We start from the raw sequence: 16,389 nt of genomic DNA, 5'->3' as shown, positions 1-16,389 counted from the left end.
ATACCCAATAACAAAATTATAATAAATCTCTATAATTCTATATTTATAAGTTGAAATCAACTTAATCTATACTACCCATATTAGAAATATTATGCTCGGCTTATATTATCTATATACTTGCCCAACAATCCTTCAATATATAATTTTATATTAATCATAAACTAATCAAAGATGAATCCCTTGCTTTATAAACAATATACATTTTCAGAATTTACTTTTAAAAAATCTGGCAGGTGATATAATTTATCTTTTTTATACTTTGTATGCTTTTAAGAAGTCCATAGCTCAATGTAAACCACATTTTTTTACACAACAAAAATAAGGAGGCGAGCTCTTTGACAAGTTTGAACTTTATAGACTCCGGTCAGTTCATGGAAAGCAACACCTTCTTTAAAATTCTCTTTGATGAAGTTTTTAATAAAAATTCTATTAATTTAGTACCTACAAGTCACTGTATTGATTTAGACGTATATGAGAATGGTGAATTCTATTTTGTTTCTGCTTATCTGCCCGGTGTAAAAAAGAAAAATATAAAATTGGAGTATATAGCAAATGTGCTTACTATAAATGTGAAGAAACTTAAATTTATTCCTAAAGAGCTCAGGACCAATTGCAATAATAGTCATTGGGATTATTTTAGACGAGGCGTTTACATACGAGAGGCTAGTGCTAATATAAGTTTTATGGATTTTTCAAAATCCTGTTTGAAAATTAAAATATCTAAATATCAATAATTTAATAATGAGGCTCTGTAAAGCAGCATTTCTAAACATAGTAAAAAGACACCCTACTTTATCTAAAATAGGATGTCTTTTTTATAAATCTATATAATATAAAGTTTTACTATAAACAACATTCTTAAATATATCTAAAAACTACATCAAGTACTTAAGGAACATTGTAGCCAATCCTAAGAAGAAGAAGAATCCGCAAACATCAGTAAAGGTTGTAACAAATACAGCTGAAGCAAGTGCTGGATCTACATTTAGCTTCTTTAGCGTAACAGGAACTAAATATCCTACTATGGTTGCTAAAGACATATTTAATATCATAGCTACTCCCACAACTAAACCGAATATTGGCTTGTTAGCCCAGATTAAACCAAGTATAGCTACTACAACTCCAATAGCAATACCATTGATCAAGCCTGCTATAACTTCTTTCAAAAATACTCGCTTAGCATTTTCCTTACTAAGTTCTCCTAAAGCTATACCTCTAACTATAAGAGTAAGACTCTGAGTTCCCGCATTACCACCCATACCTGCTATTATTGGATTAAAGGTAGCTAGTATTACTAACTTGTCAATAGTAGAACTGAATAGTCCTACTGTAGCACCTGCTATTATAGCGGTAACTAGGTTTACTAGAAGCCATGGAAGTCTGCTCTTTACTGAGTCAATTACTGGACCATCTACTGCTTCCCCTTCACTAAGACCTCCTAGACGATAAATATCTTCATTATCCTCTTCTCTTACTATATCTATGATATCATCAAAGGTTATTACTCCAAGCATCTCTCCTAGGCTATCAACAACTGGCATAGCTTGGAATCCGTACTTTTGAAATATATTAGCAACTTCCTCCTGGTCCATATTAACCGGTATGCTCTTTACACTGGTTGTCATTATATCGCTTATCCTTGTGTCAAAGGTAGCTGTAACTAAGTCTCTTAAAGATAATATCCCAGTCAATACTTCATTACTGTCTAATACATATAAATAATAAACAGTCTCAGCATCCAGTCCAGTGGTTTGTAGATAGCCTAAGGTATCTATTACTGTCATTCCTTCTTTTATTGCTATAAACTCTGTGGCCATGATACCACCAGCGGTATCTTCTTCATAGGTAAGTAGTTCCTTAACCTCTTCAGCCTCTTCTTTGTCTATATTACCTAAGAATCTATCTACCCTATCTGGCTCTAGATTACCAAGAAGGTCCGTTATTTCATCGGAGCTCATCTCATTTATTATCTTAAACTGATCTATTTCCGAGAAAATATTTAAGGCTTCTTGTTGTTCATCCTCATCCATTTCCTCAAATATATCTGCAACAAGCCAGTTTGGAAGCTTTTTTAATATAATATATTTATCATCCTCTAAGTCTCTTAAGGCATCTAATATATCTACTGGATGTATTTCTTCAAATATTTCCTCTAAAGTATTAGGTTCTTGTGTTAATAATAATTCCTTTAATTCTTCCTTGTTGAAAGTCTTCATTTTTACCTTTCCTCCTCATGTAGAAGGAAGGCATATAAGTTAATAACATTTATTAGTGACTTATAGCTGTACCACTGCATATTTGAAACCTTAATTGTTCAAACAGAAGTTGTACACCTTTAGTTGCTTCCTTCTACTTCTTAGTATTTAGTTTTTTAATGTGTTTTAAGCAACTATGCCCGTCACATTCCATAATTGTTATTCACCTCTCGTTTTTATTTACCATAAAACTCTTCATATTTCTCATTAATGTACCACATCAAGATTACCAAACTTACTGTATTGTCCTAACCATGCTAGCTTAACTGTACCAACTTCACCATTTCTGTGCTTAGCAATTATACATTCACCAATATTTTTATCTTCAGTCTCCTTGTTATAGTATTCATCTCTATACAAGAACATAACTAAGTCAGCATCCTGCTCTATAGAACCTGATTCTCTAAGGTCAGATAGCATAGGTCTATGGTCAGCTCTTTGCTCAGGGGCACGGGACAACTGAGATAATGCTATAACAGGACATTGCATTTCCTTTGCTAAAGCCTTTATACTTCTAGATATTTCAGAAACTTCTTGTTGTCTGTTTCCATCTGATGAACTGCTACCACTCATAAGTTGAAGGTAATCTATCATTATTAAGTCTATACCATATTCCATCTTAAGTCTTCTACACTTAGATCTCATTTCCATTACAGTTACACCAGCAGTATCATCTATATATATCTTAGCTGCAGACAATGGACCAGCTGCTCTAGCGATGTTCTCCCAGTCCTTATCTTCTAGATTACCTGTTCTAAGACTAACCATATCTACGTTTGCTTCAGAACATAAAAGCTTATAAGCTAACTGCTCCTTAGGCATTTCTAGAGAAAATATTACTACACTTTTACCTTCTCTAAGCGCAGCATTTTCACAGATGTTAAGTGCAAAGGTAGTCTTTCCCATTGATGGTCTTGCTGCTATTAGAACCATGTCTCCTCTTTGGAAACCTGAAGTTTTAGTATCTAGATCTACGAAGCCTGATGGAACTCCAGTTAAAGAGCCCTTATTGTTGAAAAGTCTTTCAATCTCTGCGAAACCTCTTTCAAGAATTGCACTTAACGATTCAAAGTCTCCAGTATTTCTTTTTTCCCCTATTTCAAATACTCTCTTTTCAGCGGAATCTACTACTTTTTCCACATCATCTTGGCTGTTATAGCAGTCTTCTATTATTTCAGTAGAAGATCTTATTAATTTTCTTAAAGTAGCCTTCTCTGATACTATCTTTATATAAGAGCTCAGATTAGCAGTAGTCGGAACAGACCCACTTATTTCAGTTACATAAGTCATTCCTCCTGCTTTTTCTAATCTATCTGTTGCCTTCAAATATTCTAACAGAGTCACCAAATCAACAGGTTGATCTTTTTGAATCATCTCAGATATGCTTAAAAATATAACCTTATGAGCTTCTCTATAAAAGTCATCTGGTGTCAATGCTTCTGCTGCCTGAGCAATTGCTTGCCTATCGATTATCATAGAGCCAAGAACTGATTGTTCAGCTTCTATACTCTGTGGTAAACTCCTCATGATAGGTGTATTTTCCATATGATTCGCTCCTTCTCCATTATATTTGCATATAATATTATGAAATCTTTTTTATAATTAATCAATAGATTTATGAAAAAAACAAAAACCTGTTTTCATAAACTAAAATGAGGCTGACCATAATGCATTCTTATATACATTATGGACAGCCTCTTGGCTTCTTATGCTTCAAACACTATTTCCATAAGTGATTCAATAGTTTCTACAGCTTTAACCTCTATATCAGTTAATCCCATAGGAACTTCTTTTTCATTATCCTTAGGAACTACAACTAGCTTAATACCTTTTCTTCTAGCTCCATATACCTTTTCAAAGATTCCTCCTACAGGCTTTACCTTTCCTCTAAGAGATATTTCTCCAGTAACGGCTACATCTTGTCTAATAGGCTTATTTAAAAGAGCACTTATTATACATACTGTTATAGCTGCACCTGCTGAAGGTCCATCAATGTTTCCTCCACCAATTACATTAACATGTATGTCATAATCTTTAATGTCTTTATCAGTTAGCTTTCTTATTACAGAAGCTGCATTAAATACTGAATCCTTAGCCATTGAACCAGCAGTTTCGTTAAATCTAACCTGTCCAGCTCCTTTATCCTTAGCTTCAAAAACAGTGGCTTCTATTTCTAAAGTTGAGCCTAGGAATCCAGAAACCCCTAGTCCATAAATATGACCTACTTCTGCTTTTAATTGATTGTCTACTCTTTCATAAGGTATGTATCTACCTATTGAGATTACCTCTTCCACATCTTTCAGTGAAACAGTTACTCTCTCAGGTACATTATCCTTGAAGTTGTACAATGCATATCCATAAGCGTCTGCAAGTATGTTTACAGCTTTTCTACCTTCTATAGTATATCTTGATATTAATTCCTCTACTCCAGCTTCAAGCTCAACCTGAAGCTTTTCAGCAGCATCTAATATTATCTTCTTTATATCAGTTACAGTAAGAGGTTCAAAATATACCTCTGTACATCTTGATCTAAGTGCAGGATTAATCTCACCTGGATCTCTTGTAGTTGCACCAATAAGAACAAAATCTGCTGGAGCTCCATTCTCAAACAAGTACTTTATATACTTTGGTGTGTTTTCATCATCAGGATCATAGTATGAAGAAGAGAACTCTACTCTCTTATCTTCTAGTACCTTCAAAAGCTTATTCTGAAGTATATCATCTAGTTCTCCTATTTCGTCGATGAACAATACTCCACCGTGTGCATCAGTAACTAAACCTGGTTTTGGTTCTGGAACACCAACCTCAGCTAAGTCTCTTTTGCTTCCTTGATATATTGGGTCATGAACTGATCCAAGCAAAGGATTAGTTATTTCTCTAGGATCCCATCTTAAGGTTGTACCATCAACTTCTATGAAATTAGACTTATCATTGAATGGTGTAAAACTAAGCTTCTTAGCTTCTTCTAGAGCTAATCTAGCAGCAGTAGTTTTACCTACACCTGGAGGTCCATATAGAATTATGTGTTGAGGATATGGTGATGCTAACTTAGAAATTAGTGATTTTATAGCTCTTTCCTGTCCTATAACCTCTTCAAAAGAAGAAGGTCTAACTAAACTCATTATGTTTTTATTAGGAACCTTAGCATCTAACATTTCAAACTGAGCATATTTTTTTAAGGTCTTTGCATTTTCAGGACCCTTTTGCTTTCTGATTATTCCTAGCTTCATTTCATCTATATATTTATCTTGCTTTTCCATTATAGCATCTTGGACTTGCTCCTCGATCCTATTTTGTATATACTTTCTTGCTAGCTCTTCTGATAACCAACCATAAGTATCTTCCAAGGCTTCATGAAGATTAGCTTCAGATGGTACAGCCTTTAAGCCTTTACCATCTGAAACTATTTTATTAAGTGCGTATAGTCTTTCATAAACATTATTAGACTTAACATACTTATTTAACTTATGTCTTACAGTTCTAGCTCTAACAGCACCTTCATCAAGGACATTTTTAGCAACCTCAAAAAGTACACTGACTTGAGAATCTAAAGTCATTCCACTTTTAAAAATATCTTCTAAAACATCTATATTATTTTGTGATTTCAAACTATGACTCCTCCTTATTCTTGTGGAGCAATAACAACCTTCATCTTAGTGCTAACTTCTGGATACAACTTAACTTCTATATCATAAGATCCTGCTAGCTTCAATGTATCCATTACAATCTTTTTCTTATCGATTGTCACATTGTATTGTTTCTTTATAAGCTCAGCTACGTCTTTACTAGTTATAGCTCCAAATAATCTACCACTATCACCTGTTTTTGCTACTATTTTTATTTCTTTATTTTTAAGCTCATCTGCTAACTTTTGAGCTTCCTCTATCTCAGCTAGTTTTTTTCTTCTCTCAGTTTCTTTTTTAGCATTTAATACATGTAGATTTGAATCATTTGCTTGTTCTGCTAGATTCCTAGGAAATAAATAATTTCTAGCATATCCATCTGATGCCTCTATAACATCACCCTTCTTACCTAACTTCTTAACATCTTGTAATAAAATAACTTTCATTCTATTCACCTTCCCTTAAATTTTCTGATATAGCTTTCTGTAATAGGTTTTTAGCGTCTTCTATAGCTACATCTGTTAGTTTAGCTCCTGCCATAGTCATATGACCACCGCCTCCAAGGGATTCTAAAATAATTTGGACATTGACTTCACCTAAGGATCTTCCGCTTATGTGAATGTCTCTATCTATTTTAACAAAAACAAAGGAGGCTTGAATACCTGTAATATTTAGTAGATCATCCGCAACCTGTGCAGCTATGACAGTTTGTGTTACATTTGGTGGACATACGGCAATAGCTATATTATTTACCACCTCAGCAGATCTTATAGTTTCTGCTTTTTGTATATGACTTTCTAGATCATTACTAAAGAATCTTTTTATATCTACTGTGTCTGCCCCAACCCTTCTCAAGAACGAGGCAGCTTCAAAGGTTCTTACACCTGTTTTAAACACAAAGTTTTTCGTATCCATAGCTATTCCAGCAAGAAGTGATTCAGATTCAAGCTGATATAGCTTTGGTTTATCCAGCATATACTGAACCATTTCAGTTACAAGTTCTGATGTAGATGAAGCATATACCTCTATATAGGTTAGCAGCGCCCCCTCTATAAAGTCAGGACTTCTTCTATGATGATCAATTATAACAATCTTTTTACTTTTCTCAAATACATTCTTATCTAAAACATATCCATTACTATGGACATCAACTATTATAAGTAAAGTATCATCATCTATATTTTCAGCAGCTTCTTCCGAATCTATGAACACACCTTCATACTCTTTAATCAATTTTATTTTATCTAAAAAGCCATCTATAGCTCTAGTATCATTGTTAAGTACTATATTGCACTGCTTTCCTAGCTGCCTTACAACCGCTGCTATACCTACTGCTGCACCAAAGCAATCCATATCCGGGTTCTTATGCCCCATTATATATACCTTACTGCTCTCGTATATCAAGTCTTTAAGTGCATGACTAACAACTCTAGCTCTTACTCTTGTTCTTTTCTCAAGCTCTTTCTTGTTACCACCAAAGAAGAATATCTTTTCTCCTTTTTTCACTACCGCCTGATCACCGCCTCTTCCAAGAGCCAGTTCTTTAGCAGTAATTGCATAGCCATGGTTTTGAGACGGAGAACTTCCACCTCTTCCAACTCCTATGCTTAGGGTAACTTCCATCTTATTGCCTAAGTTTATTTCTCTAACCTTATCTAGTATATCAAATTTAGTTGAGATTTGAGAGTCTATACCATAATCAGGAACAGAAAGCACATATTTATTGTTATCATACTTTCTTATCATTGCATTCAAAGCTTGTGCATATAAGTTAATAGTTTTCTCAACTTCTGCGATAAGGAATGGACCATTGTTTTCTTCTGTCATTTTTACCACTTCGCTGAGATTATCAACTTCTATAAGCATTATACTTTCTTTTGTAGCTTCTGTTATGTTAGTTATATCATTAAAATAAACTAAATGTATATCATCAAAATCTCTTATTTTTATATTTCTCGAATAAACCTCATAAATCCTCTTATTTAACTTTAATTTATGAGATATCTTACTTGAAGACCTTATTACCTCTTCTACTTCTAACCCTCTAACTATTGAGGATATTAGTTCACCGTTATAGTTAATGGATTCAAAGGTATCCTCAAACATCTTATTATGCCAGATCAGTTCTCCATCTTCTTTTATTATAGCTAGAGCATATATCTGAATCAGCATAGTTTCCCTTACAAAGTCTTCAATTAAATAAGTTATATCTATGTTTTTAGGCTTTGTATTTTCATCATTGCTATTTTTTTCAGTATCATATAGGTAAACTATAATAGCTATAGGTATCAATAATATTAGATATGCAATATCTTTATATCCCTGAAATAACATAATCAATGATATTATTATACAAATAATTATTATAATCATATAAGTCGATTTTTTTGTCTTAGAATTTTTCATACTATGGGCTCCCCCTTAAAGCTACTCTCAAGGCTATTTATTAAAAAACTTTCTCCTCAAGGCATTTCCAAGACTATTTGGGTCCAATCCTCTAATATCAATCAATAAGTCTATTAAGCCAACATAAAGGAGGAAGACTTGAAATCCTGAAATAACAAAGAAACCACATATAACACCAGCCAGCGCCTTTTTCACATTAAACTTCTCAGTTAGATAGTAAAAAGTCACAGCGGCCCCCACTATAACGAAGGCATAATTAAATATATACATAGAACTTGAATAGATATAATTGCCTATGTATATTTTTTTAGATTGCAATACTATTCCAATACAAACAAAAACAATTATTAATGCTCCAACTCTATTATCCAAATACCACTCTTTAAAGCCTCTTATTGGACTAAGTTTAATATTGAAGTTCTTTAGAAGCTTCTGCGCTACTATATAGTTTAATATCGCCGTAATTATAGCTACCATTATAACAGTACCAGGAATGATAAACAGAAAGAAGTTTACATCTAAGTTTTTAATCTGATCATATAATGGATTATTAGCAGAGTTCACTCCCATACTCTTAGACATCTCAGCACTTTGCTTAAAAAGATCTATAATTTGTTGAATCATCTTTGTCAAATTTATATTCATAATAACATATATGGTTATATACCAACTTATAAGATATCCTATTAAGTTAGTTATACTTGTTATTACCATAGTAAAGGTAGCTTTAAATCCCCTAGACACAGAGAATCCTAATGCTAATCCTGATAGGCCATAAACCGCTACTGATGATATAGCACTCATAGGATCAACAAACATGCTTATCAATATAGTACTTACTACTATACACAATATAGCAACAACTCTGTTATGTCTTATATACAGTAAAGCTATAGGTATTGGAAGTATGAAGCTTCCTAGAGATCCTATACCAGGAATGTATGCTGTAATTAGAAACAATATAAATACTAATACAGACATTAGTCCAGCTTCTACCGTAGATCTTGCAGTATGTTTATTATTATTCATCTTTTCCTCCAAATGTTAGGTTCTTTCTTTAAGATGACTATGCAGCCTACTTAAATTTTTACCATCCCGTTCTATATTATCCCCCTCTACGATGCCAATTTTTATTTTTTTCTTCATATCCTCATCTACTTCGATAAAAGAATAGCCTAATTTATCTGCTAGTAGATACAAAATTATTATTGCCCCGGAAATACACTCCAATATAGCATCATGTGCCACATTGCTTCCTTTAGTCAATAATCTAAAGAATTCAGCTATTACTCCTAAGAGCTGAGCTTTTAGATCTTCTATAATTTTTATATCAGACATAATATTGAAATTATCCTTTTTCATCATATCAACCTCATATCCCTTTAATATATTATATATTTTAGTTTTTTTCCGATGGTATTTCAACCAAATATATCTAAAATACTTTATTTATATGCTATTTTCTAAATTATTTTTATATTTCAACTAAATACGTTAATTTACTTCATTAATAATACTACATTTCCTACTTTTATTATATCTTATAAATTCTTTAACTGCATAAGTATTTATTATATAAAGAAAAAGCATTCATATTAGGAATATTAATTCCTTTCTATAAATGCTTTCTATATGTTTCCCAGATCAACTTTTAATTTATACTTGCCTAGTAATCATCATAAGCCATGATTATGAAACAAGTATAAATTTAGTTTCCATACGTTAACCCTATTTACATATACCAGTTCAAAGTAAAATATATAAATCAATAAAGCTACACTTAATAGTTAAAACTATTTCTAGTATTTTTCAAGACTGTAGAACTTCAATATCTATTCCACTGAAAAGGAATAGTAATTCATACTAAATTTTATATTCTCAAATTCTCCTACTTAACTTTACTCTGACTCTTATAATATTCATTCAATATATATTTTCTACCTATGGAGTAGCTATCTTCTACATGCTTCTTTTCTGCATCATTTGATGGCGTTCCTTTTATATCACCAGTCTTAACAATAGTTGAATTTCTATTAGTGTTAACCAGTACTCTGCCCATTGCATAATCCATATAGGATTTATCTTCATTTCCTATAAGGTATGATATTGTTGGCATAAAATCAACCTGTCCCCCATAAGAATGTATTACATTTCCTGACATGCCTTTGGAATAGATTATAAGAGGAATTCTTCTATCATATCCCTGCCACCAGTTACCATCGTAATTTAAGTCCTTTATCTTATCATTATAGTACTTATGAACACCACAATGATCTCCATAAATAACAAGTACAGTGTTGTCTAGTAGCCCTTCGTTTTGTAACTTATCTACAAACATACCTATTTGTTTATCTGAATAATTAAGGCTCTGAAAATATCCACCCAAAAAGTTTTTATCTATGTTTTCAGGCAAACTCAAATATCTATGATCCTTATCAATATTAAAAGGTCCATGACTAGACTCTGTAGCAGCCATGAGATAGAATGGTTTAGGTAATGACTTTATCTTATCAGAAAGCTGAGTTAAAAAGGTTTTATCCGACAATCCAAATCCAACATACTCATCATGTTTGAATTTTGTATAATCCCATTTCTGATCAAAACCTAAAAGCTTGTGTGTCTCTCCCCAGTTCCAATCTCCACCTTGATCCACCTTCGCAGAAACTGTATAATATCCGTTTTTCTTTAAAAGCCTTGGTAAAGAGTAGTAGTTTACTTGTCCTTCATCTAAAAAGGTAATTCTATCTCCTAAGGTGAATACAGATGTATTTACAAGCATATCGCAATCTATACTATTGCCTCCATTATTTTGCTCAAAAATATTATCAAAATACAAACTATTATTAAGCATCTTATTTAAATTAGGAGTAATCTCCTGTCCACCAGCTTTTTTGTTAACAACAAAGTTTTCCATAGACTCGATCTGAAGGAAAATAATATTTTTGCCCTTAAATATTCCCTTATAATCATTGTCTGGTAGACTCTCCTTATTATCCTTTATCCATTGCTTAACTTGATTAATTTCTTTATCATCTTTTTTTCTTTCTAACTTATTAATAGTGTCATAAGCTTCAAAAACATGGTAGCCTACAGGCCCTAAACTCATCATATTAATCTTATAGGACCATTGCCTCTTAAAAAGCTTTATATCCCCATTGGTTATATCTTTTACATCAACCAAATACTCTATAGTAATGATTGATAAAAGACTCACTAGTAACATTCCCAAAAAAACTTTCTTTCTGCTTTGTATATTTGAAGAACTTCCTCTCAATAGGAACATTACTATAAATATAACAATATCAACAATGAATATTAAGTCTATAGGTTTAAAGTTTATTAAGGCACTGCCATATGGGTTAAATAGATCCTTATAAAATATAAACCTTATTCCCCAAAAAGAGAAGTTTCCCCTATAATACCATAAGTCCAATATCATAATTAATGTATATATTATATTTAAAGAAAAGCAGTAAACAACTGCTTTTCTTTCTTTCATAACGTATGATATAGAAATCAGTAAGGTTATGATGCATATCTTGTAAATAAGTATTATGTAGTCACGATTAAAGCCACCTATGCTAGATGCATCCTGGGAATAAAATAAAGATGTAAATAATATGGTTTTTATAATTATTGATATTATATTTAACTCTCTAAACCAATTCTTTAGGTTTATCAACCTGCTTTTCATGCTTTTCTTCTCTCCTTTTCATCCAGAATTGCTGCACTAGATAGTTTATTAATGCCGCTAATATAATGATCGGTATAGGCGCAGCCTTTTTACTTGCAATACCATTGTATACAACTACATATACAACTAGTATTCCTGCTACTATAGAAAAAATAGAGCTTATAGAAAGCTTTATCAAAACCCCAAAATTAACCTTGTTCTTGAATATATCTTTTCTATAAAGTATGAAAGTTATTATTGCCGCTATTATATAGCCTATAAATATACTAATAACATAATTCACTTTAAAGGCAGTCAACGAATAATAGCAAATTGTAGGAACAATTACATTTGCTACTCCTATAGATATATCCTCTCGTCTATCTTTTATGTTAATAGTTTCTTCCGAGTTATTTAAAGCCATAAATATCATAAGCCAGCAGGCTATAAAAGAATATCTATCCTGTGATTCAGTTATAAGGTATAACATTGAATAGCCACAGAAAATTATATAAAACATCATTACTAAAGGATTCTTTAAAACACCCTTCTTATTATATAAGCTTAGATAGCTTAATATAAGAAGTATTACATAGAATAATTGGAATGATAAAGCTCCTCTATCCTCTACGTTTACTACCATCTTATCTGGATCTGTACCTCTAACAGCCCAATAAGAAGCACTGAAATCCCCTTCTCTCCATTGGAAGGAAAACTTTCTAAGATAGAAAACTACCAATCTACTTACAGGAGTGTTTGTAAGCCTCTTTTTAATCTCTTCCTTGCAAGCTCTTGCTAAAGCTTCATTATCGTTTTCATACTTATCAAACATCACCGCATCTTCATGATTCCATCTTCCCCAACTATTCTGATTAGTGCCCTTCAAAACTGATGTCCACGCACTTTCACTGCCCTTCCATAGATCAAACTGGGTTATCCCAACAGCCTTTAGTGTACTGTTTATTCCTACAAAAGGAATTATAAATGCCAATAGTATGCAAATGCTTTTCTTCACCTTTATTACTAAACTATCCTTACTATAAATAAATAAAGTCATAAGATAAGCTATAAGCATGACTTGTCCAACAGCCCTAAATAGGTGTCCCATCATCAATATAAATCCCGCTGCAACCATATACTTCTTACTTTTACTAAGTCCTGATATAAATAAATACACACTCAATAAATAGAAAGGTATAGCCAGGTTTTCTGTGCAGTATACCCCTGTATAGATTAATAGCGGAGGGTATAAAGCAGTTATAAAAGCTCCATAATAAGCTTTCTTAACATTATCCTTAAATATCTTCCTACATGTTCCATATACAATTAATATATTTGAAGAGGATAAAATAACATTAATTATTTTTAAAACTATTAGTGGATATGAAAAGAATTTTCTTATAAAAGCAAAATATAATACTAAGCCTGTTAGATGTGGAAATCTAGCTATATAGCTTGTACCTCTAAATCCAGATAAATCTCCATTTAGGAAATCTCCAGCAACTATATATGCTCTATTAAAATCAGAAATAGGTCTATTGTCTATGGAAAGCACCCATACCAATCTCAATAAAAAACCTACAGTTAATAAAAATAACAAAACATTTTTACTGCTGCACTGTTTTTTAATCATATAGTAAAGCGTTATTCCAATACCTATTATTAGAAAAATAGCTATTATGGTGAATAAGAACATGTCCTTCGTCATATACATCGCAAGTTCTACAGATGATACTACTAGTATTGTAAAAAACAACACCCTAAGAACATATAATACAAAATTATTAAATTTGTTACTATTCATCAATTATATACCTCATGTTATATTATTTTACAGATGTATATAATATTATCACATATTTGAACACTTGTTTACATTTTTAAGTTTTTTTAATCTTATTGTAATATATTTTTAACACATTTGTTTAAGTTATTCAATTTATTACCTATATATCTCATTACTTAAAATATTAAGTATTAATTCATAACCTAGATAAATTAATATTTAACATTTCAAAACGAAAGTCTCTTTAATATACTTGATTATTTGTAATCTTAATTCCATTAAATAAAGTTTTTTCCTTTTAAGACCTCTTTTGTAGCAAAATTAAAATCCCACAATATAAATTGTGGGATTTGACTACTTATTCTGTAGTGAATGGTAATAATGCTATGTTTCTTGATCTCTTTATAGCATCTGTTAATTGTCTTTGATGCTTAGCGCATGTTCCTGAAATTCTTCTTGGAAGTATCTTTCCTCTTTCAGTAACATACTTTCTTAGCTTATTTATATCTTTGTAATCGATAGAAGTAGCTTTTTCAACACAAAATGCGCAAACCTTTCTCTTAGATCTTCTCATTTTGCCGCCGTTTCTCTTCATTCCACCGTTGTTATTATCTCTGCTCACTTTTTTCCCTCCTTACCTTTTAGAATTAGAATGGGATATCTCCATCATCTACAGGAGTCATATCCTCATCAAAGCTCATACCACCAAATGGATCATTTGACGGAGCTCCATATTCAGAACCGCCACCAAAACTGTTATTTCCAGCTTGTGAGTTTCCAGCTCCTTTTCCAAGGAATTGAACCTCATCAGCCACTACTTCAGTGACATATCTTTTTGAACCATCTTTGGCGTCATAAGTTCTAGTTTGAATTCTACCGCTTATAGCCATTTGGCTACCTTTACTCATGTAATTAGCTGTAGATTCAGCTTGCTTTCCCCATACCACTACTGATATGAAGTCTGCTTCTCTTTGACCTGATTGACGATTAAACTTGTCAACGGCAAGAGTAAGAGTAGTAACCGCAGTTCCTGCTCCTGGAGTAAATCTTAGTTCAGGATCTTTTGTAAGTCTACCTATAAGAATAACTCTATTCATTTCTTATACCACCTCTTACTTTTCTTCCTTTACTATTATGTGTCTTAATACGCCATCAGTAATTCTGAATATTCTGTCTAACTCTCTTGGTAATTCTGGACCAGCAGTAAAGTTTATTAAAGTGTAGTAACCATCATTAACCTTTGATATTTCGTAAGCAAGCTTTCTCTTACCCCAAAAATCAACGTTATCTATAGTTCCTCCACCATTTTCGATTACACCTTTAAATTTTTCGATTGAAGACTTAACAACCTCTTCTTCAAGTGTTGGATGTAATATAAATATAGTTTCGTACTTTCTCATCACATTCACCTCCTCCCTTTGGACTAGCGGCAATGCATCGCATTGCAGGGATCCACAATGAGTTATTATATCATTTTAAATCAAATTATGCAAGTTTTATATTCTGTCTTAAGATATTTCATTTGACTTAACTATTTTCTTTATTCCTTTTTGAAACTTTTGTCTCGAAAGCATAACTATTCTTTCGCACCCTACACACTTTATCTTTATGTCAGCTCCTAGCCTTATGATCTCCCATTCGTAACTTCCACAAGGATGCTGTTTCCTCATCTCAACAATATCTCCTAAATTAAATACCTGCATATATATATTTCCTCCATATATCTATCATTAATGTATAATACTATGCTTCTTTGTTTTTATTGATAGTAGTAGCTTGAGGGGTCACATGTGGAATCCTTATTTGATATTTATCAAACTCAACTTTAATCTTCTTCCTCAAGTCCCTCTCAATAGCCCATTGCATCATAGGCTTTGCCGATCCTGATAACCTTATGACTATTCCAGTTTGACTAAAGGAGGTCACCCCTACTACTTGAGGCTTATCAATTATATCATTATTATCCTCTGAGTAACTATCACAAACTCTATTTATTAAATCAATTGCTTTATCTACATTTTCTTCATAGTCTATTTCAATATCAATCATAACCCTCATATTTCCTCTTGAATGGTTAGTAACTGTAACTATACTTCCATTAGGAATTAGGTGTATATCTCCGGAGAAATCTCTAAGCTTAGTAGTCCTTATTCCTATACTCTCCACAATGCCGCTAAACTGCCCTATAGTCACATAATCACTTACAGCGTATTGATCCTCAAATAATATAAACACACCGTTTATAAGGTCTTTAACGATGCTCTGAGCACCAAATCCAACAGCTACTCCGCCTATACTTGCAAAAGTAAGAGATATTCCATTAAACAATCCAGACAGTATGCCAACTATACCAAAGAAATATACTGTATACCTTAGTATACTCTTAAGCAATTCACCAATAGTGCTAGCTTTTTTTTCATCCATGGTAAATCTATGTTCGCTTTCAATCTGCTTCTTAACAAACTTATCTATTATGGAATTACCTATTCTTATAGCTAAATACATAATAAAAACTATAACTAAGATAATAAATAATCTCCATAAGATATCATTAATAGTTTGAAACTTTATTGGTATGCTTCCAATAATCAATTGTTCCTTGTCAAAATCTATAGAGAAAATCTTATTAATTTCTGCCATTTACTA

General features: G+C 32.2%; 15 protein-coding genes. 1 reads left to right on the top strand and 14 read right to left on the bottom strand.

Going from position 1 to position 16,389, the window contains the following annotated elements; translation table 11 throughout:
* Window positions 1-335: 335 nt before the first annotated feature.
* Window positions 336-734, top strand: a complete 399-nt coding sequence (locus GXK57_RS22900) for an Hsp20/alpha crystallin family protein (protein WP_160680332.1) — start codon at window positions 336-338, stop codon at window positions 732-734.
* 141 nt (window positions 735-875) lie between these two features.
* Here GXK57_RS22900 and mgtE read toward each other — a convergent pair whose 3' ends face one another.
* The 14 genes from mgtE to GXK57_RS22830 all read right to left on the bottom strand — a co-directional run bounded on the left by mgtE (window position 876) and on the right by GXK57_RS22830 (window position 16,383).
* A complete protein-coding gene (mgtE, locus tag GXK57_RS22895) occupies window positions 876-2,216 on the bottom strand; it encodes a magnesium transporter (RefSeq protein ID WP_160680331.1) in 1,341 nt (446 codons plus the stop codon).
* 246 nt (window positions 2,217-2,462) lie between these two features.
* Window positions 2,463-3,800 carry a replicative DNA helicase gene (locus tag GXK57_RS22890; protein WP_160680330.1) on the bottom strand — a complete coding sequence of 446 codons (1,338 nt, stop codon included), beginning with the start codon at window positions 3,798-3,800 and terminating at the stop codon, window positions 2,463-2,465.
* 161 nt (window positions 3,801-3,961) lie between these two features.
* The gene (lonC, locus tag GXK57_RS22885; RefSeq protein WP_160680329.1) at window positions 3,962-5,863 is read right to left on the bottom strand and encodes a Lon family ATP-dependent protease; all 1,902 of its coding nucleotides are present in this window, start codon (window positions 5,861-5,863) and stop codon (window positions 3,962-3,964) included.
* 14 nt (window positions 5,864-5,877) lie between these two features.
* On the bottom strand, window positions 5,878-6,324 hold the full coding sequence (gene rplI / locus GXK57_RS22880) for a 50S ribosomal protein L9 (RefSeq protein WP_128210880.1): 447 nt from the start codon (window positions 6,322-6,324) through the stop codon (window positions 5,878-5,880).
* A gap of 1 nt (window position 6,325) precedes the next feature.
* Window positions 6,326-8,284, bottom strand: coding sequence for a DHH family phosphoesterase (locus tag GXK57_RS22875; protein ID WP_243156494.1), 1,959 nt, complete (start codon window positions 8,282-8,284; stop codon window positions 6,326-6,328).
* 33 nt (window positions 8,285-8,317) lie between these two features.
* Window positions 8,318-9,313: a YybS family protein gene (locus GXK57_RS22870; protein WP_160680328.1), complete on the bottom strand. Its 996-nt coding sequence runs from the start codon at window positions 9,311-9,313 to the stop codon at window positions 8,318-8,320.
* A 15-nt stretch (window positions 9,314-9,328) separates the two neighbouring features.
* Window positions 9,329-9,646 carry a MazG-like family protein gene (locus GXK57_RS22865; protein WP_128215879.1) on the bottom strand — a complete coding sequence of 106 codons (318 nt, stop codon included), beginning with the start codon at window positions 9,644-9,646 and terminating at the stop codon, window positions 9,329-9,331.
* A 526-nt stretch (window positions 9,647-10,172) separates the two neighbouring features.
* The gene (locus tag GXK57_RS22860; protein ID WP_160680327.1) at window positions 10,173-11,978 is read right to left on the bottom strand and encodes an LTA synthase family protein; all 1,806 of its coding nucleotides are present in this window, start codon (window positions 11,976-11,978) and stop codon (window positions 10,173-10,175) included.
* Complete coding sequence (locus GXK57_RS22855) at window positions 11,941-13,761, bottom strand: GtrA family protein (protein WP_160680326.1); 1,821 nt, start codon at window positions 13,759-13,761, stop codon at window positions 11,941-11,943. The genes GXK57_RS22860 and GXK57_RS22855 overlap by 38 nt, the downstream gene beginning before the upstream one ends.
* 340 nt (window positions 13,762-14,101) lie before the next feature.
* The gene (gene rpsR, locus GXK57_RS22850) at window positions 14,102-14,338 is read right to left on the bottom strand and encodes a 30S ribosomal protein S18 (protein WP_202127775.1); all 237 of its coding nucleotides are present in this window, start codon (window positions 14,336-14,338) and stop codon (window positions 14,102-14,104) included.
* A gap of 52 nt (window positions 14,339-14,390) precedes the next feature.
* Window positions 14,391-14,840 carry a single-stranded DNA-binding protein gene (gene ssb, locus GXK57_RS22845; RefSeq protein ID WP_160680325.1) on the bottom strand — a complete coding sequence of 150 codons (450 nt, stop codon included), beginning with the start codon at window positions 14,838-14,840 and terminating at the stop codon, window positions 14,391-14,393.
* Window positions 14,841-14,855: 15 nt separating this feature from the next.
* Window positions 14,856-15,143, bottom strand: a complete 288-nt coding sequence (gene rpsF, locus GXK57_RS22840; protein ID WP_160680324.1) for a 30S ribosomal protein S6 — start codon at window positions 15,141-15,143, stop codon at window positions 14,856-14,858.
* Between the two features lie 108 nt (window positions 15,144-15,251).
* Window positions 15,252-15,446, bottom strand: a complete 195-nt coding sequence (locus tag GXK57_RS22835) for a DUF951 domain-containing protein (RefSeq protein WP_128210873.1) — start codon at window positions 15,444-15,446, stop codon at window positions 15,252-15,254.
* Window positions 15,447-15,486: 40 nt separating this feature from the next.
* A complete protein-coding gene (locus GXK57_RS22830) occupies window positions 15,487-16,383 on the bottom strand; it encodes a mechanosensitive ion channel family protein (protein ID WP_160680323.1) in 897 nt (298 codons plus the stop codon).
* Between the last annotated feature and the right edge of the window lie 6 nt (window positions 16,384-16,389).

The organism is Clostridium sp. C8-1-8 (genome assembly GCF_009928445.1).
In the GTDB taxonomy this organism is placed as follows: Bacteria; Bacillota; Clostridia; order Clostridiales; family Clostridiaceae; genus Clostridium_AR.
Note: the sequence above shows the minus strand (reverse complement) of the source record. Positions and strands in the feature narration are given on the sequence as shown.